Source organism: Streptomyces sp. NPDC046862, from assembly GCF_040704615.1.
In the GTDB taxonomy this organism is placed as follows: domain Bacteria; phylum Actinomycetota; class Actinomycetes; order Streptomycetales; family Streptomycetaceae; genus Streptomyces.
The window spans coordinates 53,880-79,922 of sequence record NZ_JBEYXP010000045.1 but is presented as its reverse complement, the minus strand read 5'-3'; the positions used below and the strand labels follow the sequence as shown (position 1 = coordinate 79,922).

The 26,043-nt window shown below is 70.6% G+C and carries 27 protein-coding genes and 1 pseudogene; 15 read left to right on the top strand and 13 right to left on the bottom strand.

Annotated features, from left to right (window positions below):
* Positions 1-15 precede the first annotated feature (15 nt).
* The 4 genes from AB0959_RS38065 (at position 16) to AB0959_RS38050 (ending at position 2,854) form a co-directional block, all read left to right on the top strand.
* Entirely contained in the window at positions 16-171 is a 156-nt protein-coding gene (locus AB0959_RS38065) for a hypothetical protein (RefSeq protein ID WP_366831344.1), read from the top strand.
* Positions 172-437: 266 nt separating this feature from the next.
* A complete protein-coding gene (locus tag AB0959_RS38060) occupies positions 438-941 on the top strand; it encodes a SigE family RNA polymerase sigma factor (protein ID WP_366831343.1) in 504 nt (167 codons plus the stop codon).
* Entirely contained in the window at positions 931-1,788 is an 858-nt protein-coding gene (locus AB0959_RS38055) for a L,D-transpeptidase (RefSeq protein ID WP_366831342.1), read from the top strand. The genes AB0959_RS38060 and AB0959_RS38055 overlap by 11 nt, the downstream gene beginning before the upstream one ends.
* 121 nt (positions 1,789-1,909) lie before the next feature.
* Positions 1,910-2,854 carry a hypothetical protein gene (locus AB0959_RS38050; RefSeq protein ID WP_366831341.1) on the top strand — a complete coding sequence of 315 codons (945 nt, stop codon included), beginning with the start codon at positions 1,910-1,912 and terminating at the stop codon, positions 2,852-2,854.
* Positions 2,855-2,908: 54 nt separating this feature from the next.
* Here AB0959_RS38050 and AB0959_RS38045 read toward each other — a convergent pair whose 3' ends face one another.
* Positions 2,909-3,973 (bottom strand): hypothetical protein, encoded by a 1,065-nt coding sequence (locus AB0959_RS38045; protein WP_366831362.1) that lies wholly within the window; start codon positions 3,971-3,973, stop codon positions 2,909-2,911.
* Positions 3,974-4,133: 160 nt separating this feature from the next.
* Entirely contained in the window at positions 4,134-4,652 is a 519-nt protein-coding gene (locus AB0959_RS38040) for a hypothetical protein (RefSeq protein ID WP_366831340.1), read from the bottom strand.
* A gap of 299 nt (positions 4,653-4,951) precedes the next feature.
* Between AB0959_RS38040 and erm the strand changes: the two genes are divergently transcribed.
* Entirely contained in the window at positions 4,952-5,761 is an 810-nt protein-coding gene (gene erm, locus AB0959_RS38035) for a 23S ribosomal RNA methyltransferase Erm (RefSeq protein ID WP_366831339.1), read from the top strand.
* Here erm and AB0959_RS38030 read toward each other — a convergent pair.
* From AB0959_RS38030 to AB0959_RS38020, 3 genes are all read right to left on the bottom strand, one after another.
* On the bottom strand, positions 5,744-8,287 hold the full coding sequence (locus AB0959_RS38030) for a SpoIIE family protein phosphatase (RefSeq protein WP_366831338.1): 2,544 nt from the start codon (positions 8,285-8,287) through the stop codon (positions 5,744-5,746). The two genes, erm and AB0959_RS38030, sit on opposite strands and share 18 nt — an antisense overlap.
* 126 nt (positions 8,288-8,413) lie before the next feature.
* The gene (locus AB0959_RS38025; protein ID WP_366831337.1) at positions 8,414-8,866 is read right to left on the bottom strand and encodes an SCO5389 family protein; all 453 of its coding nucleotides are present in this window, start codon (positions 8,864-8,866) and stop codon (positions 8,414-8,416) included.
* Between the two features lie 47 nt (positions 8,867-8,913).
* Positions 8,914-9,873, bottom strand: a complete 960-nt coding sequence (locus tag AB0959_RS38020) for an ATP-binding protein (RefSeq protein WP_366831336.1) — start codon at positions 9,871-9,873, stop codon at positions 8,914-8,916.
* A 255-nt stretch (positions 9,874-10,128) separates the two neighbouring features.
* On the opposite strand from AB0959_RS38020, the gene AB0959_RS38015 reads away from it, so the two are divergent.
* From AB0959_RS38015 to AB0959_RS38000, 4 genes are all read left to right on the top strand, one after another.
* Positions 10,129-11,115 (top strand): helix-turn-helix domain-containing protein, encoded by a 987-nt coding sequence (locus AB0959_RS38015; protein ID WP_366831335.1) that lies wholly within the window; start codon positions 10,129-10,131, stop codon positions 11,113-11,115.
* 121 nt (positions 11,116-11,236) lie between these two features.
* A complete protein-coding gene (locus AB0959_RS38010; RefSeq protein WP_366831334.1) occupies positions 11,237-11,632 on the top strand; it encodes a hypothetical protein in 396 nt (131 codons plus the stop codon).
* 1 nt (position 11,633) lies between these two features.
* The gene (locus AB0959_RS38005) at positions 11,634-12,950 is read left to right on the top strand and encodes a tetratricopeptide repeat protein (RefSeq protein WP_366831333.1); all 1,317 of its coding nucleotides are present in this window, start codon (positions 11,634-11,636) and stop codon (positions 12,948-12,950) included.
* Positions 12,950-14,335 carry a Clp protease N-terminal domain-containing protein gene (locus AB0959_RS38000; protein ID WP_366831332.1) on the top strand — a complete coding sequence of 462 codons (1,386 nt, stop codon included), beginning with the start codon at positions 12,950-12,952 and terminating at the stop codon, positions 14,333-14,335. The genes AB0959_RS38005 and AB0959_RS38000 overlap by 1 nt, the downstream gene beginning before the upstream one ends.
* Here the strand turns inward: AB0959_RS38000 and AB0959_RS37995 are convergent.
* Positions 14,284-14,439, bottom strand: a complete 156-nt coding sequence (locus tag AB0959_RS37995; RefSeq protein ID WP_366831331.1) for a DUF397 domain-containing protein — start codon at positions 14,437-14,439, stop codon at positions 14,284-14,286. The two genes, AB0959_RS38000 and AB0959_RS37995, sit on opposite strands and share 52 nt — an antisense overlap.
* The gene (locus AB0959_RS37990; RefSeq protein ID WP_366831330.1) at positions 14,387-15,334 is read right to left on the bottom strand and encodes a helix-turn-helix transcriptional regulator; all 948 of its coding nucleotides are present in this window, start codon (positions 15,332-15,334) and stop codon (positions 14,387-14,389) included. Before AB0959_RS37990 ends, AB0959_RS37995 begins: the two co-directional genes overlap by 53 nt.
* A 112-nt stretch (positions 15,335-15,446) precedes the next feature.
* On the opposite strand from AB0959_RS37990, the gene AB0959_RS37985 reads away from it, so the two are divergent.
* The 4 genes from AB0959_RS37985 (at position 15,447) to AB0959_RS37970 (ending at position 18,267) form a co-directional block, all read left to right on the top strand.
* The gene (locus AB0959_RS37985; protein ID WP_366831329.1) at positions 15,447-15,890 is read left to right on the top strand and encodes a hypothetical protein; all 444 of its coding nucleotides are present in this window, start codon (positions 15,447-15,449) and stop codon (positions 15,888-15,890) included.
* A 210-nt stretch (positions 15,891-16,100) separates the two neighbouring features.
* Positions 16,101-17,042 carry an LAETG motif-containing sortase-dependent surface protein gene (locus tag AB0959_RS37980; RefSeq protein ID WP_366831328.1) on the top strand — a complete coding sequence of 314 codons (942 nt, stop codon included), beginning with the start codon at positions 16,101-16,103 and terminating at the stop codon, positions 17,040-17,042.
* Between the two features lie 212 nt (positions 17,043-17,254).
* Positions 17,255-17,683 carry a nuclear transport factor 2 family protein gene (locus AB0959_RS37975; protein ID WP_366831327.1) on the top strand — a complete coding sequence of 143 codons (429 nt, stop codon included), beginning with the start codon at positions 17,255-17,257 and terminating at the stop codon, positions 17,681-17,683.
* 116 nt (positions 17,684-17,799) lie between these two features.
* Complete coding sequence (locus tag AB0959_RS37970) at positions 17,800-18,267, top strand: hypothetical protein (RefSeq protein ID WP_366831326.1); 468 nt, start codon at positions 17,800-17,802, stop codon at positions 18,265-18,267.
* A gap of 42 nt (positions 18,268-18,309) precedes the next feature.
* Here AB0959_RS37970 and AB0959_RS37965 read toward each other — a convergent pair whose 3' ends face one another.
* The gene (locus AB0959_RS37965; protein WP_366831325.1) at positions 18,310-18,765 is read right to left on the bottom strand and encodes a DUF6174 domain-containing protein; all 456 of its coding nucleotides are present in this window, start codon (positions 18,763-18,765) and stop codon (positions 18,310-18,312) included.
* A gap of 69 nt (positions 18,766-18,834) precedes the next feature.
* Positions 18,835-18,981, bottom strand: a pseudogene (locus AB0959_RS37960) (Uma2 family endonuclease); the annotation flags it as partial.
* Between the two features lie 107 nt (positions 18,982-19,088).
* Here AB0959_RS37960 and AB0959_RS37955 point away from each other — a divergent pair.
* The gene (locus AB0959_RS37955) at positions 19,089-20,039 is read left to right on the top strand and encodes a hypothetical protein (protein ID WP_366831324.1); all 951 of its coding nucleotides are present in this window, start codon (positions 19,089-19,091) and stop codon (positions 20,037-20,039) included.
* Positions 20,040-20,065: 26 nt separating this feature from the next.
* Here the strand turns inward: AB0959_RS37955 and AB0959_RS37950 are convergent, their stop codons facing one another.
* The 4 genes from AB0959_RS37950 to AB0959_RS37935 form a co-directional block, all read right to left on the bottom strand.
* The gene (locus AB0959_RS37950) at positions 20,066-20,944 is read right to left on the bottom strand and encodes a carbohydrate ABC transporter permease (protein WP_366831323.1); all 879 of its coding nucleotides are present in this window, start codon (positions 20,942-20,944) and stop codon (positions 20,066-20,068) included.
* A gap of 6 nt (positions 20,945-20,950) precedes the next feature.
* Entirely contained in the window at positions 20,951-21,820 is an 870-nt protein-coding gene (locus tag AB0959_RS37945; RefSeq protein WP_366831361.1) for a sugar ABC transporter permease, read from the bottom strand.
* A 196-nt stretch (positions 21,821-22,016) separates the two neighbouring features.
* Positions 22,017-23,387 carry a sugar ABC transporter substrate-binding protein gene (locus AB0959_RS37940; RefSeq protein WP_366831322.1) on the bottom strand — a complete coding sequence of 457 codons (1,371 nt, stop codon included), beginning with the start codon at positions 23,385-23,387 and terminating at the stop codon, positions 22,017-22,019.
* A 54-nt stretch (positions 23,388-23,441) separates the two neighbouring features.
* Entirely contained in the window at positions 23,442-24,464 is a 1,023-nt protein-coding gene (locus AB0959_RS37935) for a LacI family DNA-binding transcriptional regulator (protein WP_366831321.1), read from the bottom strand.
* Between the two features lie 181 nt (positions 24,465-24,645).
* Here AB0959_RS37935 and AB0959_RS37930 point away from each other — a divergent pair, with 181 nt between their 5' ends.
* Positions 24,646-25,998, top strand: a complete 1,353-nt coding sequence (locus AB0959_RS37930) for a mucin-1 (RefSeq protein ID WP_366831320.1) — start codon at positions 24,646-24,648, stop codon at positions 25,996-25,998.
* Positions 25,999-26,043: the final 45 nt, after the last annotated feature.

Sequence of the window (26,043 nt, the reverse complement as noted above, 5' to 3'; positions counted from 1 at the left end):
GTCCGGTCCACCACGATGCTGGACATCGGCGTCTCGGTCTGGGGCGTCTCGGTCGGGGAGGTCTCGACGGAGGTCACCTCGATGCCGTACGCCGCTTCGCCCTGGGCGACGGCGTACGACACCCAGGACGCTCCGGCCAGCACGGCGAGGAGCGCGGCGGTGGTGACGTAGGTGTCTCTCCGTGCCATGAGTGGACAACTCCAAGTGATCGATGGTCAGTTGCTGACGAGCAGTGGTCGGCCGAGGTGTTTTCGTTCCTTCCGACTGCACGTGTCCGGCACCCCGGCGACAGTGACACCCGAGTTTCTTGTCGGCGTCACGTCAGGGTGTGTTTCGATGTAGGCGTCGTACGAGACCGACGTACGGGACCTGTACGCACCACGGGGGCTGCCGGGTTGCATGGAACTCGGAAAGAACTGGACACGCGTGGCGGGGGCATGACCGAGGAAGAGTTCGACGCGTTCTACTCCAGCGCGTTCCCCCGGCTGACCGGGCAGCTCTACGCGTTCACCGGGGACCACGGTGAGGCGCAGGACGTGGTGCAGGAGGCGTTCGTCCGTGCCTGGGACCGGCGGCGGGAGTTCCTCCTCGACGGGGCGCCCGAGGCGTGGATCCGGACCGTGGCGATGCGGCTCGCGGTGAGCCGCTGGCGGCGGGCGCGGCGCTGGCTGGAGCTGGTCCGCCGTACGCCGCCGCCCCAGCACACGCCCGGCCCCGATCCCGAACGGGCCGTGCTCGTCGCGGCGTTGCGCAAACTTCCCGAGGTCCAGCGGATGGCGGTCGTTCTGCACCATCTGTGCGACCTCAGTCTTGAGCAGGTAGCCTCCGAGACCGGTGCTCCCGTGGGGACGGTCAAGGCCCGGCTGTCGCGCGGCAGGGCGGCGCTGGCGCGGGAGCTGGCCACCGGCGAGGGTGAGAGGGAGGACGACCGTGTCCGATGAACTCACCCGCGAACTCACCCTGGGGCTGCGGGAGCTGGCCGAGGGCGCCGAGGCGCCGCCGCCCGGCCCGGGGGCCGAGGTCCGCCGTGCCGCCGTACGCCGTCGTCGACGCCGCCGTACGACCGCGGCCGTCGCCGGGGCATCCGTCACGGCCGCCCTCGCCGTGCTCCTGGCGGTGCACCTCACCGGCGGCGGCACCGAGGAACGCCCCGCCCCGGCCGCCAACCCCACCAGTACCCCTTCTACCTCGACTCCGGCGGCACCCGACGCGACGGTGGACCTGTCCCGCAGGGTGCTCGTGATCGGTGAACGGGAAGTCCCGATCTCCTCGGGCGCGGAGGAGGCGCCCACGCCCACGGGCCGTATGACGGTCACCGGCAAGGTGCGGGCCAAGGCCGAAACGGGCGCGGATGTCGGCTTCGAGGACTCCTACGCCGTGAAGATTCCCTGGATGACCGAGCTCAGGGCGCCGGACGGGAGCACCACGTTCATCGGTGCCATGACGTACGACGAGAAGGCGCCGGGCGCCTACGACAGGACGAGCGGCTGGATCGGTCTGCGCGACGGCGACGCGCAGTTGGTGTACAAGCTGCTGGCCGAGGGGGCGGTGGTGGAGGTGACGGGGACCGCGCCGACCCCGACATCGACCACGACGCCTTCACCCACACCGACGTTTTCACCGGCCCAGAACCGGGTCGCGTCACCGACGGCGAGGACGTCGGCCGCCGAGCCACCGGCCGACGCGGCGGCCGAGCCACCGGCCGAGACACCCGCCGAGGCGTCGGCCGAGCCGGCGGCGACGCCTTCCTCGGCGGTGGACGAGGGGTTCTTCGGCGGAGTGCCGTAACCCCGGGGCACATTACGCCGCCCGGGGGACCCGCTCACCCGGACGACCCCCCTGCGCTGGTGGACGCTCCCCGGCGGTGGTGGCCTGGGACGAAACGTCACGTTCTCGGGAGACCGGCGCCATGCGACATCCGTATCGACTTCCCGTCCTGGTGTTCGTCGCCGTGGTGTTCGTGGTGGGGGCGGCCTGGCTGTGGCAGGCGGGACAGGCGGGACCCGAGGCCACCGCCCCGGCGCACCGGCGGACCTCCGCCCCGCCGTCGGCGACCGGCGCCCCCGTCCGTCCGGACGCCCGTCTCGAACGCGCCCTTCTGAGCGCGGGCGACCTCGGCGCGGACTGGGCCGCGACGGGTGGCGCGGCCACCTGGCGGGACGGGCTGCTCAAGGGGCAGGCGGACCGGTCCGAGTGCCAGGAGCTGCTGGACGCCGTGTACGCCGAGGACCTGCTGGGCGAGCCGAGCGGAGCGCCGGCCGTCGCGGGCTTCGACGACACCGAGTACGGCGCCCAGGTGCGGTACCAGGTGGGCACGTACCGGAGGGACGAGATCGACGCGAGGCTCGACCACTTGGGCCAACTGGCCGAGGAGTGCCAGGAGTTCACCTCGACCGGGGCCTCGGGGCGGACGTACGGCATCCAGGTGGCCCCCATCGGGCTCCCGGGCATCGGCGACGCCAGCCAGGCGCTCCGCATGACCGTCAAGGGCGATGTCGACGGCTCGCGGGGCGCGTTGACGCTGGACGTCGCCGCCCTGCGCGTCGGCGACAGCGCGGCTCTCCTCACCCACGGCGGCCTCTACGGCGTCAGCGTCGACACCACCCGCCAGGCCGCCCAACTCGGCGCCCAGCGCCTGCGGGACGCCCTCGGGGGCAGGTCGACGCGCTCCGCCGCCCCCTCCGAGCAGCCGACGGAGGCGGGGCAGCGGGAGGACCCGGCGTACGAGGAGGACCAGGTGTACGAGGACGACCCGGCGTATGAGGAGGCCCCGGCGCAGGATGAGGACCCCGCGTACCAAGAGGACCCCGCGTACCAGGAGGGCGGGTCGGGCGAGGGCGACCAGGAGCGGTAGCCAGGACCAGTAGCCAGGACCAGTAGCCAGGAGCCCTCGCCCAGGAGACGGGACTCAGCCCGCCGGTGTCACGGGCGCTCCCGGTGTCGCCGGTGCTCCCGGTGTCGCCTCCGGCTCCGTCGCCTTGCGCAGGTTCTCGATGCAGACCGACAGGGCCTGGTGGAGGGACTCCAACTGGTCGAGCATGTCGGCCTCGTAGATGTCGTCGAGGTCGGCCGCGTCGTCCAGGGTCAGTTCCTCGAAGACCTTCGTGGCCCGCTGGAGGCTGTTGTAGAACTTCGTCCGGCGTTCCTGGACGCGTAGCTCCGGGTCGGCCTCGACGGTCTGGGCGACGAGGGACTTCACGGTGTCGTACGCCTCCGTCGCCCACTCGCCGGCGTCCTCGTCGTCGTCCAGCTCGTCGAGGAGGGAGAGGCGGCGCTCGGCCTCGGCGCGCAGCTCGGCGGGTGCGTCGATGGTCTGCCCGGCCGGGGTCTTCACCTGCCCGCTGTCCACGACCTGGCGGACGTACCCGATGCGGTCGGCGGCCCGGTTCTCGGTGGCGACCGCCTTCTTCAGCTCCTCGGTGTGGACGACGTCACGCGCCAGCTCGGCCTGGAGCGAGGGATCCTCCCGCATCCGGTCGAGGAGCGCGGCGCGGGCCGCCTGGGCGGTGGAGGGGTCGGCGAGGATCGCGGCCCGCAGCGCGGTGGGGTTCTCCGCGACCTCCAGCGCCTTGGTCGGCCGGATGCCCTCGGCCTCGGCGGCGGCGGTGATCGCGGTACCGCGCACGGAGGTGGCGCTGTTGCGGGAGCTGTAGTACGACAACCACACGTCGGCGTCCGGCAGTTCGATGTCGTCCCCGGGGCCGAGCGCCTCGAACTGCGGGACGAGCCCGTCGTCGGCCGCCATGTCCCACGCCTTGTAGTAGCGCATGACCCGCTCCGGCGAGCACCCGGCCAGCTCGGCGAACTCCTTCGCCGACACCTTCGGCGTCTCCCCGGCCGCCTGCCCGCCGGGCCGCACACTCCGCGCCACTTTCAACGCGAACGCCCAGCCACCGGTCCGCGCGTACACCCCGAACTCCCGGGCGTCGGCGGCCACGAGCTCGTGCACGCCGCCCCCGGACGACTCGGTCACGCCGCCTTCGGCGGCCGGCTCGACCCAGTACTCCTCGCTCGCGGAGCCCTCGGAGTTCTCGGACGTCGGGTGGATCGCTACGGTCAAAGGACACTCTCCCGGGGAGTACGGAACGCAGTTGCCGGAGCGACCGGCAGAAGGCGCATCCTATAGAGGACGGTCAGGTCTGGTCCGCACCGCTCTCCGGGACCTCGGTCTCCTCGGCGAACAGGTCCTCGGCCGTGGTAGCCGTGAGGGACCGGTCGAACCAGAGGGTGAGGGTGGCGAGGTCGGTGCAGCCGAGGACCCGCTCACGGACGTCTTTCGTGACGGCGATGCCGCGCCGTTCCAACAGACGCAGGATCAACGTTGCCTCGCCTTCGGCCTTGCCCTCGGCTTTGCCCTCGAGGTACGTCTCCTCGAAGAGGGTCCCGTGGCCCGGGAAGTAAGTGGCGACCATCTTCTGCAGCGCTTTCCATGTCTCTCTGGCCGGAGTGTCCTTCAGGCCGACTTCCAGGAACTCGCACCAGTACTTCGCTGTGGCTTTGTCGAACGACCGCATCCCGCGGGCCAGCATGTCCAGTATGGCGGCGATGTTCTTGCTTTCGCTGTGAACGATGGCCGAGATCGTGGCCAACGCCGGTTCCCGTGTGATCACCGACTCGTCGGTGATCTCCGGCACGCTGTCCGGTCCCAGCACGAAGGTCGTGGATCGAAGAAACGTCTCAGTGCTCCCCCAGTGCGGCCCGGAAAACCAGTTGCCCGAGGCGGTGCGACACCTTGTAGCGTGACCCGCATGTGTGCGAGCGCAGCAATGACCAGGACCCGCCGCTTCTAGCGGTGGTCCCTTCCGTGACCCTCGGTTCGAGTCGGCCGCACCTCTGCTGACGCCGCTCGACCTCCCTCAGGTGATCCGCGAAGTGATCCGCCGTTCCCGAGAGACCTCGTCGGGCGGCCGCTGAGTGCTGCCCGGCTTCCCCTCGAAGCCGCGGAGATCCCTTGCGCACCCCACGACCCGGCCGACACGAGCTCGGCCAGAACTTCCTCGTCGACCGCACCGTCATCGAGCGCCTCATCGATACGGTCACCGGCCTTCCGTCCCGCTCCGACGCGCCCATCATCGAGATCGGCGCCGGTGACGGCGCGCTGACCCTGCCGCTTGAGCGGCTCGGCCGTCCGCTGACCGGAATCGAGATCGACGGACGGCGTGCCGCGCGGCTGGCCCGCCGCACCGGTCCGGCGACCGAGATCGTCCACGCCGACTTCCTCGACTTCCGGCTCCCGGCGACGCCGTACGTCCTGGTCGGCAACCTGCCGTTCCACCAGACCACCGCGATGCTGCGCCGCGTCCTGCGGGCGCCCGGCTGGACCGAGGCCGTGCTGCTCGTGCAGTGGGAGGTGGCGCGGCGGCGCGCCGGGGTGGGCGGGGCGACCCTGATGACGGCGCAGTGGTGGCCGTGGTTCGAGTTCCGGCTGGTGTCCCGGGTGCCCGCCTCGGCGTTCCGCCCGCGCCCCGGTGTCGACGGCGGACTGATGACCATGGCCCGCCGGTCGCGGCCCCTCGTGCCGGTCCGGGACCAGCGGAGCTACCAGGACTTCGCGCACCGGGTGTTCACCGGTCGCGGGAACGGCCTGGAACGGATCCTCGCCGTCGCCGCCCCGGAGATCCCCCGCCGCGAGGTCCGGCAGTGGCTGCGGCAGCACCGGATCGGCCCCGCCACCCTGCCCCGCGGCCTCGGTGCCCACGAGTGGGCGGAGCTGTTCGCCCTCCGGGACCGCGGACGCCAGGGCCTACGGCCCCGTCAGTGACTGTTCCGCCCAGATCACCTTGCCCTCCGGCAGGAACCGGCTCCCCCACCGCTGGGTGAACTGGGAGATGAGGAACAGGCCGCGCCCGCCCTCGTCGGTGGTGCGCGGGTGGCGCAGGTGGGGAGCGGTGGGGCCGCCGTCGAAGACCTCGCAGATCAGGGTGCGGTCGAGGACGAGGCGCAGCCGGATCGGGCCCGTGGCGTGCCGGATCGCGTTGGTGACCAGTTCGCTGACGACCAGTTCGGTGGTGAACGCGAGGTCCTCCAGGCCCCAGGCGCCGAGCTGACGGGTCGTGGTCTTGCGGGCCTCGGCGACCAGCGCAGGGTCGGCCGGGACGTCCCAGGACGCCACCCGGTCCACGGGCAGCCGCCGGGTGCGGGCCAGCAGCAGGACCACGTCGTCGTACGGACGGGCGGGCACCAGCGCGTCGACCACGGTCTGCGCCCGGCGGTCGAGGGAGGCCGGGGCAGTGTCCGGCGGGGATCCGGGTCCCGTGCGGGCCGTGCGGGCCCCCGCCGTCGCCGACCCCGAGAGCGCGCGGCACAGCATCTCGGGGGTGGCCTCGGCGAGCAGGCCGTCGGTGTGCAGGGCGATCAGCGTACCCGGCGGCAGGTTCAGCGTGAGGGACTCGAAGGGGGCGCCGTCCACACCGAGGGCCGGCCCGATCGGCAGGTCGTCCGGGAACGACACCGTGCCGTCCGGTGCGATCAGCGCCGGCGCCGGATGCCCGGCCGCGGCCATCGCGCACTCGCCCGACACCGGGTCGTGGACCACGTACAGACAGCGCGCCCCGACCGTGTGCCCGCTGCCCGCGTCCGGGTCGGAGCCCTCCTGCCGGGCGGACTTGGCGACCAGGTCGTCGAGGTGGGCGAGTACCTCGTCCGGCGGCAGGTCGAGGTCGGCGAGGGTGCGTACGGCGGTGCGCAGGCGGCCCATGGCGGCGGCGCCGTCGATGCCGTGCCCCTCGACCTCGCCGACGACGAGGGCGACGCGGGCGCCGGAGAGCGGGATGACGTCGTACCAGTCGCCGCCCAGGCCGGTGAGTTCGTCGGCCGGCCGGTAGCAGGCGGCGACGTCCGCCGCGTCCTGCTGCGGCAGACGGCGGGGCAGGAGACTGCGCTGCAGGACCAGGGCCGCGCCGCGTTCGCGCGTGTAGCGGCGGGCGTTGTCGACGCAGATGGCGGCGCGGGCGACCAGTTCCTCGGCGAGGCTCAGATCGATCTCGTCGAAGGGGTCCTGGCGCCGCTCGCCGCGGAAGAAGGTGGTGATGCCGAGCGTGATGCCCCGCGCCCGGATCGGCACGATCATCACGGTGTGCAGCCCGAGGTCCATGAAGGTGGCCTCGCGGCCGCCGGGCACGGTTTCGGACCACTCTCTGGCCAGCGGGTCGAGCCGCTCCCGGTACCAGGACGTGCCACCGGTCAGGGCGCGCGCCGGGGGCGTGCCGGGCAGGTACGAGGCCAGGCCGCCGATGCCGACGACGGCCTCCGGTACGCCCGAGTTCACCGACTGCTGTCCGGCCCGCCGCAGAGGCACCGCGTCGGCGCCGCGCACCGGCCCGGGGTCGGCGCCCGTCAGGACGGACTCCAGCAGGTCCACGGCGACGAAGTCGGCGAGGTGGGGCACGGCCACGTCCGCGAGCTCCTGCGCGGTGCGCGCCACGTCGAGGGTGCGGCCGATCTGCTCGCCGGCGCGGTCGAGGAGGGCGAGCCGCATCCGCGCACGATGGCGTTCGGAGACGTCGACGACCGTGTAGTACACGCCGAGCGGGTTGCCCTGGTCGTCGTCGAGCCGGACGAACGACATCGCGTGCGCCGTCTCGCGGTGCGGGGCCGAGCGGACCCGGCCCACGTGCTCGTAGTCGAAGACCGCCTCGCCGGTCTGCAGCACCCGCCGCATCACGGTCTCGATGCGCTCGGCGTCCAACCCGGGCTGTACGTGGGCGAGACGGCGCCCGATCCGCTCGTGCGCGGGGCCGCCGCCGAACGCCTCCAGCGCGGTGTTCGACCACACGAACCGCAGGTCGGTGTCCACCATCGCGATCCCCACGGGCGACTGGACGACCATCCGCTCCAGCACGACCCGGCTCATGTCCCACCCGGGCGCGTCGGCCATGTCGGAGAGCAGCAGGACCCAGCGGGAGGTCCCGCCGCCGCCCGCCGGTGCGGGTCCCGCGGGTGCGGGCCCTGCCGGGATGTTGCCGGCCGGGGTGCTCCCCCGCATCGGCACGGCCCGCACCATGAGCCGGACGACCCGGTCGCCGTCACGGTGGCGGGCGGTGAGGACGCCGGACCAGCCGTCCTTGTCGCGGTACGCCTCGGCCAGGGGCGCGAGGCGGGCCGCGTCCTCGGGTACCAGGAGCTCGGCGACGCTCCGGCCCACCACCTCGGCGGCCGGATACCCGAGGAGGCGTTCGGCGTCCCGGGTCCAGCTCGTCACCGTCCCGCGTGAGTCGAGCAGTAACGGCGCGGCATCGGCCACGTCGAACCGCTGTCCGGTGACATCACTGTCCCTGTCGGTCCCCACGGCGACCCTCTCTGCTCTGAGACGCCCAGGGGCACCATTATTCACCTGGTGTGATCGCCGGACAGCACTCCTGCACTACTTCTGCCCTTTTTGGATGGCCCGCCTCAGCAGTCGCGCAGCAGTTGCTCAGCAGTCGCGGAACTCCGGGGACTGGTTGAGGATCTGGGAGCGCAGGGAGGTGAAGCGGGCGTACGTCTCGCCACCGCGCGCCTGTGGCGGGAAGACGGCGACCCGGTGGCAGTTCTGGAAGGCGAGCGCGACACCGAAGTGCCGTTCCAGGCTGCCCCTGATCGCGTCGCTGGACAGCGCCCGCAGCAGCTGCCCGCGCTCCCTCTCGGACGGCGGCGGGGTCTGGTTGTCGGCGAACTCCGCGGTACCGGACGCCGAGCCGACCGCGGTACCGGACGCCGAACCGACCGCGGTACCGGACGCCGAACCGGCGCGCAGTTCGGTGACGAGACCGGCGATCAGGTCGTAGGCGTAGGGCAGGGACGTACGGACCGTTTCCACGAAGTCCTCCTCCCGGACCTCGCCGTTCTCGGCTTCGGCGAGCAACTGCGGGGAGACGTCGAGAGACATGGGGGTGCTTCCTGTTCTGTGAGTGCTGTGGGGGATGGGGGTGGGGCTCAGTCGGAGGCCGCGAGGGCCTCGGGGCCGTGCCGGAAGTCGGGGTCGACCTGGGTGGCGAGGTTCTGGCCGGTGGCCTCGTCGGCCCAGGCGGTGGCGTTGCGGAGGTGGAACTCGACGGCGTGGCGCTGGAAGGCAGCCCAGTCCTTCGGACGGGAGTCGACGGCCGTACGGAGCCGGCGCAGCGTCTCGGTGTTGTGCGCCTCCAACTCCCCCTCCTCACGCCCCTGTTCCTGGGCGCGTACGAAGGACGACTGGACGCAGTGCGCCAGCAGGTCCTCGCCGACGTGCTCCTTGAGGAAGAGCAGGTCGTCCTCGCCGGTGACCTTGTTGCCCACGACGGCGACGGGGACCCCGAACTCGGCGGCGTGGTCCCGGTACTGGCGGTAGACGGAGACGCTCTTCCGTGTCGGCTCGACGACCAGGAAGGTCATGTCGAACCGGGTGAACAGTCCGGAGGCGAACGCGTCGGCACCCGCGGTCATGTCGACGACGACGTACTCCCCGGCCCCGTCCACCAGGTGGTTGAGGTACAGCTCGACGGCCCCGAGCTTGGAGTGGTAGCAGGCCACGCCGAGGTCGCTCTCGCCGAAGGCCCCGGTCACCATGAGCGGCACGCCGCCCACGTCCCGTACGTGGTGGCCGTGGATCTCGTCGTCCCCGAGCAGCCGCAGCAGCCGTGACCCGCGCCCCGGCGGCGTGGTCTTCACCATGGACTCCCGGGACGCGATCCTCGGGTTGGTCCCGCGCAGGAAGTCCTTGATCTCCCCGGTCCGCGAGCTGAGCGGCGGGGCAGGGAAGGTGTCGTCCTCATCGAGCCCCAGCGCGTACGCCAGGTGCTGGTTGATGTCACCGTCGATCGCGACGACCGGCGCACCGGAGCCGGCCAGGTGCCGCGAGAAGAGTGCGGACAGAGTCGTCTTGCCGCTGCCGCCCTTACCGACGAAGGCCACACGCATGGCCAGGCACCTCCCCGAGCCCCGAGGCCTCCGAGGCACTATTGAAAATGAGTTTCATGAGCATAGACTCGGGAGGAGCGGGTGACCTTGTCAAATCGCTCGAGTAGTCAACTCACCTGATGAGATGGGGAGTTGGGGGACATCTCGCGCTTGACCCCCAATTGCGTGCACCGACCACGCGGTTGTTCACCCGGCAGCCGTAAGATTTTGGCCACCTGGCAGTAAAGCGACCACGAGCGCAAGATCAAGTGGGCGGTGAGAAGCGTGGTGGCCGAGATCGTGTTCCGCAGCGAGGACGTTCCCGCGGGCGACCGTTTCGAGTGGTGGCGTGAGCGGATGAGCCGGACGCACGCGCCCATGGACCTGAGCAGCGACTATGCCGCGGACTTCCGCGCGCACCAGCGGATCATCGGGCTGGGCGAGGTGTCGGTGTGGCCGGCGGTGTTCCAGCCCCTGGTCAACACGAGAACCCCGAAACACATCAGACAGTCCGACCCCGAGGTCTACCACCTGTCCCTCCTGCTCGGCGGGAGGGCGACCATGACCTGGGACGACCGGCAGGCCGTCTACAGTCCCTCCGACTTCCTGATCAACGACTCCTCCCGACCGGTCGAGATCCGTGCCGGTCAGGAGCCGATCAGGACCATCGGCGTCGAAATCCCCAAGGCGCGGCTGCCGTTGCCCCCGGCCAAGGCCGACCGGATCGTCGGACACCGGTTGTCCCGGCTGTCCGGGCAGGAGGGCATCGGCGCCCTGCTGGCCCAGTTCCTGACCCGGCTGGCGGCCGACAGCGGCAGCTACCAGACCGCCGACGGCCCCCACCTCGCCACCGTCGTGGTCGACCTGGCGTCCGCGCTGTTCGCCCACGTCCTCGACGCCGAGGACGCGCTCTGCCCCGAGTCCCGCCGACGGGCCCTGGTCCTGCGCATCCAGGCCTTCATCCGACAGCACCTGCACGACCCGGGTCTGACGCCGCGTACGGTCGCAGCGGCCCACCACATCTCGCCCAGCTACCTGCACCGGCTCTTCCAGGACGAGCACGACACCGTGGCCGCCTACCTGCGCCGCGAACGCCTGGAACGCGCCCGCCACGACCTGGCCGACCCGGCCCTGCGCGGGATGCCCGTGCACGGCATCGCGTCCCGCTGGGGCTTCAGCCACGCCGCCGCGTTCAGCCGGGCGTTCCGTACCGAGTACGGGTACCCGCCCAGCCATCACCGGGAGCGGGTCGGCAGCCCTTGACGTTCTGAGAGCTCCTCGGGGCAATCCCGGGGACTGCTTGCGAGTGGACGGACGGAAGGGGCGCCCGGTCGTACACTGATGCTTCTCAACTGCGCTGATTTACAGGTAAATCGGGGGAACAGTGGCAGCTGCACAGGTCTCGGTCCTGAGTGAGGACCCGGTCGCGGACACCGAGTCCCTGGCGGACTGGCTCCGGGGCGAGCCGCGGCTCGCCGGACGGGTCCGCGCGTCGGGAAGCGCGCCGAAGCCGGGGGAACTCGGCGCCGTACTCGACACCCTCACCGTGGCGCTCGGCGCGGGCGGCGCGGGCGGCCTGGTCACGGCGCTCGTCCCGGCACTGCGTACGTGGCTCGCGCAGCCGCGCCGGAGTGACGTACGGCTGAAGATCGGGCGTGAGGGCGGGCCCAGTGTGGAGATCGACGCCAAGCGCGTGAAGACCGGTGAGATCGAGCACCTGCTGCGGCGGGCCCTGGAGCACGACCGGAACCACGGCCAGGACTCTGACGTACAGGAGTGACGTGCGCCTTCCCGACCGGCACCGTTCCCGGGTCGTGCTGATCGGCGCCAGTCAGTACGCCGACCCGAAGCTCCCCGATCTCCCGGCCGTCCACCGCACCATCACGGACCTGGCGGAGCTGTTCACCGACCAGTACTACGGCCTGGTCCCCGAGGAGCACTGCACCGTCCTGCTCGACGAGGGCGACCTGCGGACCGTCGGCCAGCGGCTGAGGGGCGCCGTGGACGAGGCCGAGGACCTGCTGCTCGTCTACTACGCGGGGCACGGGCTCGTCAGTGGTCGGCGCCACGACCTGTATCTGGCCCTGCCCGACAGCGAGTGGACCGGCCCGGAGTTCAACTCGCTCGAGTACGACAAGCTCCGCAACGCCGTGCTGGACAGCCCGGCGGACAACAAGCTGGTCATCCTGGACTGCTGCTTCTCCGGCCGGGCCGTGACCGACTCCCTGGCCGCGGACGAGGCCGTACAGCTCGGGCAGCTCGACGTGTCGGGCACCTATGTGCTGACGTCGGCGCAGCGTGACCAAGTCGCCCTGGCGCTGCCCGGAGAGGACCACACCGCCTTCTCGGGGCGTTTCATGCGGCTGCTGCGCGAAGGGGTGGTCGGCGGGCCCGAACTCCTCACGGTGGAGGACCTGTACAAACGTCTCCGGACGTTGATGGAGGCGGAAGGTCTCCCCGTGCCGCTCAACCGGGGCGCCGGGACGGCGAGCCAGATCGCGCTGGGCGTCAACCGGGCCTTCGCGGCGACCGTGGGCCCTGAACTGCGCAAGCGCCATATCGCCGCCGTGCAGCAGGGTGAGGGCGGCGACTGGATGGGTGCCTCGGACGCCCTGCGGAAGATCCTCGACGAACAGACCCGCGTCCTGGGCCCGGCCGACCCCGACACCCTCCGCACCCGCCAGTCCTATGCCCACAGCCTCGGCGGCGCGGGAGACCCCATGGAGGCCGCGCGGTTGTTGCGACAGCTCCTGGCGGACCAGTTGGGCCGGCTCGGGCCCGATCACGAGGACACGCTGCGGACCCGGCAGTTCCTCGCGGTCAACCTCGGCGAGGCGGGGTACCGGGAGGAGGCCATCGGCATGCTGCGGGTGCTGGTCGCCGACCGTGGGCGGGTCCTGGGCGCCGAGGACCCGCACACCCTGCGGACTCGGCACATGCTGGCGCGCAATCTGATGCTGTCCGGCGCGAAGGACGAGGCCGTGGCGTTGTTGCGGCAGTTGGTCGCGGACCGGGAGCGGGTGCTCGGGGCGGAGCATCCGCATGCGGAGCGGGCGCGGGCGGATCTCGCGGACGTGGAGGGGGAAGAGGGCGGCTGATGTTCGAGAGGTTCACCGATCGCGCACGGTGGGTTGTCCGCGTTTCGCAGGACGAAGCGCGGAGGCTCAACCACGATTGCATCGGTACTGAGCACATGCTTCTGGCCCTGGTCCGGCAGGATGAGGGTGTCGCCGTCGAGGTCCTGAAGCGTCTCGGGATCTCGCCCGAGGACACCGGCCGGCAGGTGGAGGAGGCCATCGGCAGGGGCGGGCAGACGCCCCCGGACGCCATCCCCTTCACCCCTCGTACCAAGAAGGTCTTGGAGTTGTCGCTCCGAGAGGCCGTCGGGCTGGGCCACAACTACGTGGGCACGGAGCACATCCTGCTCGGCCTGATCCGTGAGGGCGAGGGCGTCGCCGCCCAGGTCCTGCTCAAGCTGGGGGCCACAACCCTCGACCCGGTACGGAAACAAGTCATCCAGGTCCTCTCCATCCGCCGGGACAAGAAGACCACCACCGCTGACGGAGCCGGCCGGAGCGCCTCACCCCGGACCCCGATCCTCGACCGGTTCGGCCGGAACCTCACCCTGGAGACTCAGATCGGCGCTCTGGGCCCGCTCGTCGGGCGCGAGAGGGAGATGGAACGCGTTGTCCAGATTCTCACCCGCCGGAACCGCAACGTCCCCCTGCTGGTCGGCGAGCCCGGGGTGGGGACGGAAGCCCTGGCCGCGGGCCTCTCGGAGGCGATCACGCAGAAAGAAGTTCCACCCGTCCTCCAGAGCCGGACCGTCCACTCACTCGATCTCGGCGCTCTGGTCACCGAGGCGCAACACCGGGGCCGCGTCAACGAGCTGACGACCGGCGTGCTGGACGAGGTCCGCAAGCACTCCACACTCGTGCTCTTCCTCACCGGCGCTCTCACCCCGCTCTACATCCCGTCCGGCACGACGAACCCGCTCGCGGTGTTCCAGTCGCTGCTGGGAGAGCCCGGCGCCTTCGTCCTCGGCGCCTGTGGCCAGGCGGAGTACAGGCGACGGGAGTACCGACCGGGGCTGGACCGGCTGATCCAGACCGTCCTGCTGGACGAACTGCCCACCGGCGACGTGCTGGCCGTGCTCAGGACCGTCCGGAAACGCCTGCAGCGGCACCACAAGGTCACCATCACCGACGAAGCCCTGGAAGCCGCCGCCTCGCTCGCCCGCGACCACGTTCCCGACCAGGTGCTCCCCGGCGCGGCCGTCGACCTGCTGGACGAGGCGAGCGCGCAGGTGCGGGTCCGTGCGGTGCGGTCCGAGGGGGACTCGGTGCTGGAGATCACCAGGTCCGATGTCGTCACGGCGCTGGCCGTGTACTCCGGCACCCAGTCCCCGGCGCCGTCACGCCCCACCACCGCTCAGCGGATCGAGCCCGTCGAGCACGACCCGTACGTCTGGTCCATGAGCTGACTGGAGAGGAACGCCTTCCAGGCCGAGGGGGCGAAGGTGAGGACCGGGCCGTCAGGGTTCTTGCTGTCGCGGACGGGGACGGTGGTGGGGAATGCGGGGGCCACCTCGATGCAGTCGCCGCCGTTTGGACCGCTGTGGCTGCTCTTGACCCAGGCTGTCGTGGTCAGCTCGCGCTTGTCCATCCTGCTCGTACCCCTCCATCACGCCGCTGATCAGGGCGGCGGACTCGCGGGCTGACAGAGCGTCTGCCCTGAGCACATGATAGGTCTGGCTGTGGAGGGCGTAGACGGACGGATCGTCGTTGAAATGCCCACGGTCCAGAGATTCCGAGTACACCCACTGGTGCCCGTCGGGCAGCCTGATCAGCGACATGGATGTACTGAGGCGCCGTACGCCGGCGAAGTCGGCCGGGACGACTTGGACGCGGATGTTGGGCAGTTGTCCGACCCTCAGCAGGTGCGCACATTGGGCACGCATGATGGCGGGGCTCCCGACCACGGTGCGCAGACAACTCTCGTCGAGTACGGCCACGTAGAGCGGACCGTCAGGGGCCAGGAACCGTTGCTGACGACTCAACCGTGCTCGCACCCACTCTTCGACCTCGCCGCCACTGAACAGTGCCCTGGCGTAGTCCTCGGTTTGCAACAGGCCCGGGACGAACTGCACTTGGTAAGCGAGGACCTCGACCGCCACCGAGTCCATCTCCGCCCGCCTCCGAAACCAGTCCGGATGCTCCACCTGCGGATACCAGTCGATCTTCCCCCACAACCGCACCAACACCCCACCCGTACCCAGCACTTCGTCGCACGTCTTCGCGAACGTGTCCTGGGGGACGCGGGTCCCCGCCTCCACGCGGGCCACGTGCGAGCGGTCGCACGGGACCTCGTTCGCGAGGCCCTCCTGGGTGAGGCCCGCGGCCTCGCGGAAGTGCTTCATCACCTCGCCGAACACGGTGGCGGTGGTCGCCCCTGTCCCCGCTTGGCCGTTGCGTCGGCTCATGGCGCCCCCTTCGTGACAGTCGGCCAGTGGCACGCGTCAGGCGTTGTGACGGGCGGTGCCACTGAGCAACCCTTGATGCACCCAGAGTAATCGTGTGTGTACGGAGTTGCCCATGGAACAGCAGGCGGAGCCCACGGCACCGGAGTGCGGGACGCTCGTCCACGATCCGGTGACGGGGAGGGTGGGCGAGTACCGGGGCGCGGCGGGCCCGTACGCGATACTGCGTCCCGTGGGTGGAGGCCGCGAGTGGCAGGCCGATCCGCGGCGGATCCGGCGGGCCACCCCCGAGGAGCGGCTGCGTGCCGAGGTGAAGGCGGCCAACGACCGTGCCGTACGGGGGAGTTCGACGGTGCTCCCGCCGGAGTGGGGGCGTCCGCCCCAGGCGGAGCCCGGGTGCGAGGCCTGCGCGCAGTTCGTCGTGCAACGCCAGGCCGCGCGCGCCCGGTTCGACTGGAGCGGGGAGACCGACGCGAACGTGCTGCTGCGTCAGCACCGCGGCGAGGAACACCCCGAAGGCTCGCCGGAGCGACCGCTTCCCCCTGTGTCGGAACTGTGATCGCAAATTGAACTACTCGTGGGTTCAACGAGGTTGACAGCACTTTTGCCGGTGATCGACGATGTGCCCACGCTGTGGCTCATGTGACCGGTGGGCACGGCGTCTCTTCGACCATTTCACCCTGGCGCGGCCTGGCTGCGGCTGCTTCGTGCTGCCCGCCCGCCCTGCTGCCGTGCACCATGGGATTCGCACCTTCAAGATGGGGTCTGCATGTCCATAGCGAGACGTGTCACCGTGGGTCGCCTGCTGGGGACAGGCGCTGCCGCGCTTGCCCTCTCCGCTGTCTCCGCCGTCTCGGCCGGTGCCGCCTGGGCGACCGGAACGCCCGGTGGCGACGGCTGGGGCACGAAGACGTACGCGCCCGGCAAGGGCGCCGGCACGGTGACCGAGACCGATCGCTGCCAGTTCTCCCTCGACGGGACGAACTTCTACGACTCGGTCAAGGTCGACGACCAGAACCTCAAGCCCACCGAGGACGGCAAGGTCCACATCAAGGTCCGCGCCGCCGGTGACGCCACCACCTGCACGGCCTCCCTCGCCTCGTACCAGGCGCACGGCCCGACGTTCGCGACCTCGGGCGAGCAGGTCTTCGTCGACTTCGACACGGTCACGGTCAAGCCCGGCCAGACCGACTCGCTCGACATCGCGGTGCCGGACGCGGGCTGCTACGCGCAGATCGACCTGTACCGCGGGGCCGTGAAGTTCGACGGCAAGCTGGACGCGAAGGACGGCTTCGAGCACGGTGAGCTGCCCAAGGGCCCGGACCGCACGGTCATCAAGGACAAGCTGATCGCGGCCTGGAACGGCGGGACGAAGGACTGCACGACCAGCGAGAACCCGCCGCCCGCCGACAACCCGCCGCCGGCCTCCTCGACGCCGACGCCGACCCCCTCCGCCCCGGGCGGGTCGACGCCGCCGAAGCCCGACGAGCCGAAGACCGAGACCTCGACGACCCCGCCCGCGGGCGCGTCGAAGACTCCGGCCCAGCCCACCCCGAACGGCGGCTCGTCCACCCCGCCCGCCGACGGTGACCTCGCCGAGACCGGTGGCGGCAACGCGATCCCGATCGCCATCGGCGCGGCCGCCCTCGTCGCGGCCGGCGGCGGCATCTTCGTCGTCACCCGGCGCCGGACGGCGGGCAACCGCGGCTGAGCCCGGCCTGACGCAACGCATCTGGCGCGTCTGGCGCATCTGATCCGAGGCCCCGGTGGTCCCGTACGACGAGGTACGGGACCGGCCGGGGCCTCATGCGTGCGCGTGTGAGCCGGATCACTGTTGGTCAAGTTTGTGTAGTTGCCGACGAGGGCATAGTTTTCTTCGCGGCAGCTAGTCAAACTTGAATAACAGAGAGACAAGGAGACCATGTGATCCATCTGCCCGAGACCGGATACGCCCCCACCGACGAGGACCGCGCGAGCCTGGAGGCCTGGTTCGCGGAGTACGACGCGGCGAGCGCGAAGCGCGACGTCGAGCGCATGGCCGACATGGCCGTGTTCCCGCTCAACCTGGTCAGTGACGACGCGGCGGGCGACGGCCGTTCGGCGCAGTGGGACCGCGAGCGGTTCGTCGCCGTGATGGGGCAGGTCATGGGGGAAGGGGGCGAGGACATCACGTTCGAGTCCACGCGCACGCCCGTGTTCCTGTCCCCCGCCATGGCCGTGGTCTTCACCGACTCCACCATGACCATGGAGGGGAACACCCAGCAGCTCCGGTACGCCGACATCCTCGTCCGGCGGGGCGGGACATGGGCGTTCCAGACGATGCTGCAGAGCGGCTGGGGCGACAACCTCTAGATCATCTCTGGATCACCTCTGGATCCGCTGAACACCTTCCCGTTTCCGTGCGTACTTCCCGGGAGGGAGCTTTGCGGAGAAGGACGAAGGACGTACGACCGACACGGAGACGGGACGTGCTGAGGAAACAACGGCTGGTGCGCGGCGCCGCGGCCGTGGTGGGACTGCTGGTCCTGCCACTGGCCGCGGGCTGCAGCGGCGGAGATGGCGCGAAGTCGGACGGCAAGGCGGCGAAGGCCACGGCGGTGCCGGACGCCGAGCAGGCCGCTGTGGTGGCGCCGGCGAAGGTCGAGGTGATCGCGGATCTCACCGGTTGCAAGGTGAAGATCCGCGTCGACGCGGACGAACTGCGCGAGGGTGTGTGCCACACGCCCAAGGGCGACTACCTCATCACCACGTTCCCCAAGGAGAAGTTCAAGCTGACCTGGCTGGACACCGCGTCCATCTACGGCGGCAAGTACCTCGTCGGGCCGCGCTGGGCGATCACCGCCAAGCCCAAGTTGCTGGAACCGCTGCGCAAGAAGGTCGGCGGATCGATCCAGTCCGTGGGCAACGGCAACGCCACGCCTCCGACGGCGCCGTGAGCGAGCTGCCCGGCCCGGCGCCGGACGGTGCGTGGCGGGACGTCAGGACGCGGTCGGCTCGTAGTCGCTGATCACGTACAGCGCCTCGTCGTCGATCGCGTTCTTCTCCCAGTCCAGGGAGATCCGCACCGGGTGCCCGTCACCCGCGTACTCCACCTCCGCCGTGTCGGCGCCCTCCGCACGGGCCCGCTCACACTCCTCCAACAGCCCGCGGATCGTGGGCACATCGCGGCGCGACCGCTTCGCCACCAGCTCGCCGCTCTCGTCCAGCCCCACCGCCGAGACCACCTCACCGTCCCGCACGGTCACCCGGAACTTCCCGATCAGCGCCCGCTCCCCCTCGCTCGACTCCAGGGTGTAGGTGTACGAGGACGGCTCCGACCAGCGGGGCAAGCGGCTGGCCCCGGGGCCGGCCTCCTCGGCGGCCTCGGTTCCGCATGCGACGGCCGCCGCCCCCATGAGCAACGCAGACAGAGTGATGGTGCGTACGGCACGCATGTGGGCCCCCTTGGACGACGGTCACTTCTGTGACGCGGTGGGGGCGGGGAACGTTCGGGTGCCCGGCGGTCAGAGTTCCTTGAGCGCGTCCAGCGTGATGTCGACGGCGACGTCGAACGGCACGACCAGCTCGAGCTTGTCGTGGTGGATGCCGGTCAGTGCGTACGTCTTGTTCGCCGGATCGATCTCATAGGCCCGCACCACGGGGTGCTGGTTGCGCGAGCGTCATCACAAAGGGTGACCGGTGTGGGTGCTCGCGGGGGCGGTGCCTCAACTCTGAGGTCTGTCTTGTCACGAAAAAATGAAAATGTCAGGGTCGGCGCATGACCTCTCCCTCTCCCTCTCCCTCTGCCTCTCCCTTCCTCGGTTCTGTCCCTTACTGCTACTCCAACTCCCTCGCGATGGTGCTGGGCGCCGACGCGCCGCCGCCCTCGGCGATCGAGGTGCTGACCGGGTCGCCGTTCGGTGCTCAGGTCGTCGAGGGGGCGTTGCCGTACTTCGATCCGCTCGGGTGGGAGCCGGATCTCGGGCTGGACCAGGCGGTGGGGCTGCTCGGGTGGAGCTGCCGGAAGGTGGGTGGCGGGGAGGAGACGGAGGCCGTCGCGCGGTTGCGGGAGGCGTGCGGGCGGGGGCCGGTGCTCGTCGGGCCCGTCGACATCGGGCTGCTTCTGCACCAGCCGTGGGCCGGCGGTACGGCCATCGGCGGCGACCACTGGGTGGTCGCGCTCGATGTCGACGACGAGCGGGTGTTGTTCCATGACCCCGACGGTTTCCCGTACGCCACGCTGCCCGTCGACGCCTTCGTGGCGGCGTGGCGGGCGGAGAAGGTCGAGTGTGCGGGGCCGTTCACGATGCGGAGTGATTTCGAGCGGGTGCGGGATGTTGATGGGACCGACGCTCTGCGGCAGTCCTTGCCCGTGGCGCGGCGGTGGCTGGCCGAACACCGGGGAGGGCCCGCCCTCCGGCCGGGGGCGCTGGGTGGGGATGACGCCGTGGAGCGCCTTGCCGAGTGGGTGGAGGGAGGGGTGGACGACCGTACGCACGGGCACCTGGCCGGCTTCGCCGTTCGCCTCGGTGCCCGGCGGTTGTCCGACGCCTCGTACTGGCTCGCCCAGGTCGGGGCGGACCGCGCGGCCGAGGTCGCCCATCGCCAGGCCCGGCTGCTCGGTGGTGTGCAGTACGGCCTCGTGACCGGGGACCGGAGGGCGGTCGCCTCCGGGCTTCGGCAACTCGTTGGTACATATGGGGAGTTGACGGCTGCCCTGGATGGGTGAGTACCGGTCCGGCCGCACCCCCGTCCTCAGCCCTTCACCGCCGAGCTCGCCACCCCCTGGACGAACCACCGCTGGAAGAAGGCGAAGATCACGACGACCGGCAGGATCAGCAGGACGCCGAAGGCGAGGATCTGGCCCCAGTCCGGGGGCTGTTGGCCCTGGAAGACGCTCATCTCCAGGGGGAGCGGGCGGACCGACGGGTCGGACACCATCAGGACCGGCCACAGGAACGAGCCCCACTGGGTGAGGAAGGTGAGGATCGCGACCGAGGCGAACACCGGCTTCGACATCGGGACGATGATCGCGAAGAAGGTGCGCCACGGACCCGCGCCGTCCAGGCGGGCCGCCTCCTCGATGCTCGGCGGGATCGAGCGGAAGAACGTGTGGAACTGGTACACGGAGAAGGCGTTGGCGACGAAGGGGATGGCCTGGATGAAGAGGGTGTTCCGCTGGTCGTTGAACATGTAGAAGAGCGGGACCGCCACCGACTCGAACGGGACCAGCATCAGGAGGAGGACGAGAGTGAAGACCGCCTCCCTGCCGCGCCACTTCAGCCGTGAAAGCCCGTACGCCGCCATCGAGTTGACGAACAGTCCGCCTGTCACGACCACGAACGCCAGCAGCAGTGAGACGCCCATGAAGCGCCAGAAGTAACCCGTGCTGTCGGAGTTGAGGCTGTCGAGGACGGCCGTGTAGTTGTCGAAGGACAGGTGGGTGGGGAGGAAGCCCGTGAGGCCGTTCAGGACCTCGTCGGACGGCTTGAGGCTGCCGAGGAAGAGATAGAGGACGGGGAGCGCGAAGACGAAGGCCAGGACGGAGAGGACCGCGTAGTCCAGGAAGCGGCGCAGCGGCGTACGGATCCGGGTTCGGGTCAGGCCGGTGCTCGTGTGCGTGCTGGTGCTCATGGTCGGTCAGTCCTCGTTGTCGGAGCGGACGACGCGGCGCTGGACGAGGGTCAGGACCACGACGATCAGGAAGAAGACGACCGTGATCGCGGACGCCTGGCCGATGTTGTTCTGGTCGAACGCGGTGGTGACGGCCTGGTACATCACCGTGCGGGTGGCGTCCTCGTCCAGACCGCCGCCCCGGATCAGCACGTACACCTGGTCGAAGACCCGGAAGGACAGCACCGACGTCAGCAGCGCCACGAAGACGAGGGTGCCGCGGATGCCGGGCAGCGTGACGTGGCGGAACTGCTGCCACCGGCTCGCCCGGTCGAGCTGGGCGGCCTCGTACAGCTCACCCGGGATCTGCTGGAGTCCGGCCAGCAGGATCACCATCTGGAAGCCGACGCCCTGCCAGACGGACAGGACGATGACCGAGGCCATGGCGGTGACGGAGTCGCCGAGCCAGTCGAACGCGCCCCAGTTGCCGAAACTCAAGCCGTGCAGCACGGAGTTGAGCATGCCCTGGTCGCTGCGGGCGAGGATCAGCCGCCAGATCACGGCGACCAGCGCCATGGGGAAGACGACCGGCAGGAAGAAGAGGGAACGGAACAGGCCGATGGCCTTCAGCTTGCGGTTGAGCAGGATCGCGAGGCCGAGCGCGAGGCCCGTCTGCAGGGGGACGACGACCACGGCGAAGGTCAGGTTGTTCAGCAGCGCCCGCAGGAACGGGCCGGACAGGTCGGGGTCGGTGAACAGCCGCCGGTACTGCTCCAGACCGAAGAACGTGGGCTCCAGCGGCGAGCCGAGGCGCACGTTGTAGAAGGAGAGCACGACCGCGTAGACGAACGGGATGCCGACGAAGGCGATGAGGCCGCCGACCGCGGGGGCGGACATCAGCAGGCCGTGCAGCCAGTCGCGGTTCCCGCGCCCGGTGCGCGTGGGCTTCACGGAGGCTGAGGCTGCGGGTGGGGTCTGCGTCCGGCCGTCGGGGAGCGAGGCGTGCGTGGAATCCACGGTTTTCACGAGGGGGTCCTGTTCCCGGCGGGGGCGGGTGCGGTGTGACGTGCGCGCCCGCCCTCACCGACGGTTCCTACGGGATCTCGTAGCCGGCGTTGTCCGAGAAGTCCTGGTCGATGGCGCGGGCGGCCTTGCTCAGGGCGCTCTTCGGGTCGGCGCCGCCGTAGATCGAGTTCAGGGCCTCGCTGAACTTCGCGGTCACCACGGGGTATCCGGCGGTCACCGGGCGGGTGACGGCCACACAGGACGTGGAGATGTCGCTGTCGCCGCACGGCTTGGCGAGCTGGTCGGCGAAGAGCTGGAGCGGGCCGCCCTTCTTGTACAGCTCGCTCGCGGCGAGCGCCGACTTGGTGGCGGGCGGAGCGCCGTTGGCCTTCGTCATCGCGCTGACGTTCCGGTCGTTCAGCAGGCTGTCGAGGAAGGCACCCGCGGCCTTGGCGTTCTTGGTGTTGGCGCCGATGCCCCAGGCCCAGGAACCCTGACCGGTCTTCGGCCCGTCACCGAAGTCGGGCAGCGGCAGCACGACGAGGTCCTTGCCGAGCGCCTCGCTGTACGCCGGGTACATCCAGTGGCCGACCCAGCTCAGGGCGACGCGTCCCTTGGCGAAGGCGTTGCCGTCGGTGTTGGGGTCGGTGTACGGCTTCCAGGACTGCCACGTCTTCAGCGCCGACACGACGGCGGGCGAGTCGATCGCGCCCTCGGCCTTGCCGTCCTTGAGGAGCCCGCCGCCGGCGGACCAGACGATCGGGGCGAAGCCGTAGGTGCCCCACTCGTTGGCGTAGCCGCTCGTCTCCTGGAGGTCGACGACCTTGCCGTCGGCGTCCTTGGCCTTCAGCGCCTTGAGAGCGGCGGTGAACTGGTCCGCCGTCCAGTCGTCGGCGAGGCCCGTGGGGTACTTCACCCCGGCCGCGTCGAGCAGCTTCTTGTTGCCGTAGATGCCGAGCCCGGAGTCGTACATGCCCAGGCCGTAGTGCTTGCCGTCGATCTCGCCCTGCGCCTTGGCCGCGTCGGTGGCGTTGTCCAGGGTCTTGGCGGAGACGTAGTCGTCGATCGCGGCGAGCTTCTTGTTGTAGACGAAGTTCGCCATGGTGGGGCCGTCGAACTCCATCACGTCCGGCAGCTTGGAGGCGTCGGTGGCGGTGATGGTCTTGGTGTAGTCGGTGTCGGGTATCAGCTTCAGCTCGACCTTGACCTTGCTCTGCGAGGAGTTGAAGGCCTTCACCGCGCTCTGCAGTGCCTCTGTCTCGCTCTTCTGGCCCTGGTGGGCCCACACGCTGATGGTGCCCTTGCCGCTGCCCGCCTCGGCGGTCGCGTCGCTGCCGCCGCCCCCGCCGCACGCGGCCAGCGCCGCCAGGGGGAGGACGAGGGCCAGGCCCGTACGGGCCGTGTGTCGGTGCCTTCTGGGTCCGCTGGGCATGCTGAACCTGCTGGTTCCGGCGTTCATGGGTGCGTGCCTCCGTGCGTCGGTGCTGGTGAGGGTGTGAGCACTCGGGTGGGATTACTGGGGCCCGCGCGGGCTGGGCGGGGCGGTGGTCTCGCGCAGGACGAGGCGGATGGGCATCCGCACCTTGTCGGTGGGCGCCTCCGCGTCCGGCTCGTCGAGTTGCCGCAGCAGCAGCCGGGCGGCCTCGGCGCCCTGGCCCGCGACCGGCTGGGCGACCGTCGTCAGCCCGACCACCTCGGCGAGTTCGTGGTCGTCGAAGCCGACGACGGAGACGTCGTCCGGCACCCTCAGACGGTGCCGGCGCAGGGCGCGCAGCGCGCCCATCGCCATCTCGTCGGACTGCGCGAACACGGCGGTCGGCGGTCGTGAGGCGGCCAGCAGCCGGGTCATGGCCTCCTCGCCGCCCTTGACGGTGTAGCCGCCGTCGGCCTCCAGCGCGGGATCGTGTGCGATCCCGGACTCCGCGAGAACGCCGAGGTACGCGTCGCGGCGGTCGATGGGAGCGGTCCAGTGCAGGGGGCCGCTGGCCCCGGAGATCATGCCGATCCTGCGGTGGCCCAGGTTCACCAGATGCCGTACGGCCATCTCGGCACCCGCCCGGTCGTCGATGCCGACCACGGTGAAGCCCTCGCCCGCCCCGCCGACCGCGCCGGCCAGCGGCACCCCGAGGGAACGCAGCGCGGCGCTCTCGTCCGGGTCCAGGATCAGCAGCGACCACAGGGCGTCCACCCGCTTGCGCACCGGAAGCCGGGTGAAGAAGCGCTTGCGTGCCTCCGGCGATCCCAGGTTGTACAGCAGAACGTCGTACCCGGCGGCGCTGAACACCTGCTCGGCGGCGTCCAGGACGGTGCCGAAGAACCAGCGGCCGATGTACGGGGCGACGACCCCGATCGTGTACGTGCGTCCGCTGGCCAGGCTGGAGGCCGACCGGGAGGCGGTGTATCCGAGCCGGTCGGCGACGGCCGCGATCTGTGCCCGTACCTCCTCGGACACGCCCGGCCGGCCGCGCAGTGCGCGGGACACGGTGGACGCCGAGACTCCGGCGGCGCGGGCGACATCGGTGATGCTGACCGTCACGGTGCGGTCCCTCCCGTCGATTTCACGTCGGTGTGATCTGTGGGTGACGTGACCGTAGACCCGCCTTGGCTGTTGCGCAAGCGTTTGCGTTCAGTTTTACTTGCACAGATTCTGAAGATCTCGATGGTTCATCACTGTTCAGCGCATGCGTTTGAGCGCTGTGAGCCGACAGGAAGTCCGCATGCGATACGCCCCGCCCGGTCTGTGCCTGAACGACTTCGCCCTGCTCCGCGACGGTGACGGCACCTACGCGGTGCTGCACCTCCAGGGCCCCTGGACCGCCGAGTTCGACCATCTGCGGATGGAGACCTCCTACGGCCGGGCCACCTCCACGGACCTGGTCCACTGGCAGCCCCAGGGCACGGCCTTCGGCAACGGTCTGCCGGGGCGGTTCGACGGGCAGGCGGTGTGGACGATGCATCCGTTCCAGCATGGAGACGGGGGCGGGGGCGGGATGGCGATGTTCTACACCGGTGTCTCCGGGTTGACGCCGGACGGTTGGCCCCTGCAGTCCGTCGGTCTCGCGTACTCGGACCGTACCGACGGCACCGGCTGGCGCCGCCACGGCACCGGGCCGGTCGTCGAGGCGGATCCGCGCTGGTACCGCACGGGGGAGCGGATGGGCTGGCGCGACCCGTTCGTCGTACGCGACGACGAGTCCGACGGCTGGGTCATGGTGATCTGCGCCAGTGACGCCTCCCTCCCGGTGGAGGTCAGCGGCTGCGTCGCCCTGGCCACGTCCGACGACCTGGAGCACTGGACGGTGCATCCGCCGCTGGTGTCCCCGGGTGACGTGGACGAGTTGGAGTGCCCGGTGCTGGAGCGGCTCGATGACGGTGGCTGGCTGCTGCTCGGGTCCATCGGCCAGACCCGGGGCTTCGAGGCGTGGACGGCTCCGCGGCTGCGGGGTCCGTGGACGCGCCACGGCATGCTCGGCCCGACGGGCTCGTACGCCCCCCGCGTGATCCGGGATCCCGCGGGCTCCCGGGTGGTCCTGCACACCACGCCTCGCCGTGTCGGCCTCACGGACGCGGGGGAGCGGTGCCGTGGGATGCTCGCACAGCCCAAGTCCCTTGTGGTGGGGACGGGTTCGGTGCCGCGGCTGGAGTGGTGGGCGGGGGTGGATGCCTGGCTCGGCGAGGTGACGGAGGGAGTGGTGCCGCACGCCGTGGGTGACGTGGTGCTGTCGGGGCGGGTGGAGGTTGTGCTGCGTGCGTGTGGTGAACAGCCTGCCCTCGTCGTTGGCTGCGACGGTAAAGAACTCTGGGTCACTGGTCCGGACGGGGTTCGCCTCGGTGAGACCGTGCTGGCCGAACCTGCCACGACGCTGCGCGTTCTGACGGTCGGTGAGTACGTCGAGGTCTATGCCGACGGGGTGTTCGCGTTGACGACCCTCTGTTACTCGGGGCGGGCGGTGCCCTGGACGGTGGTCACCGGTGGGGAGGTCCGCACGGTTCCCGTACGGGCTGTTCGCCTGCCTGATCCTGGCCGCGATGATGCCTCGGCGGTTTGGCCGGGGGTGTCGGCGAGCTGAAGCCCGGGTGGGGGTGGTTGGGGTGGGCGGGTTGGTGCGGGTTGG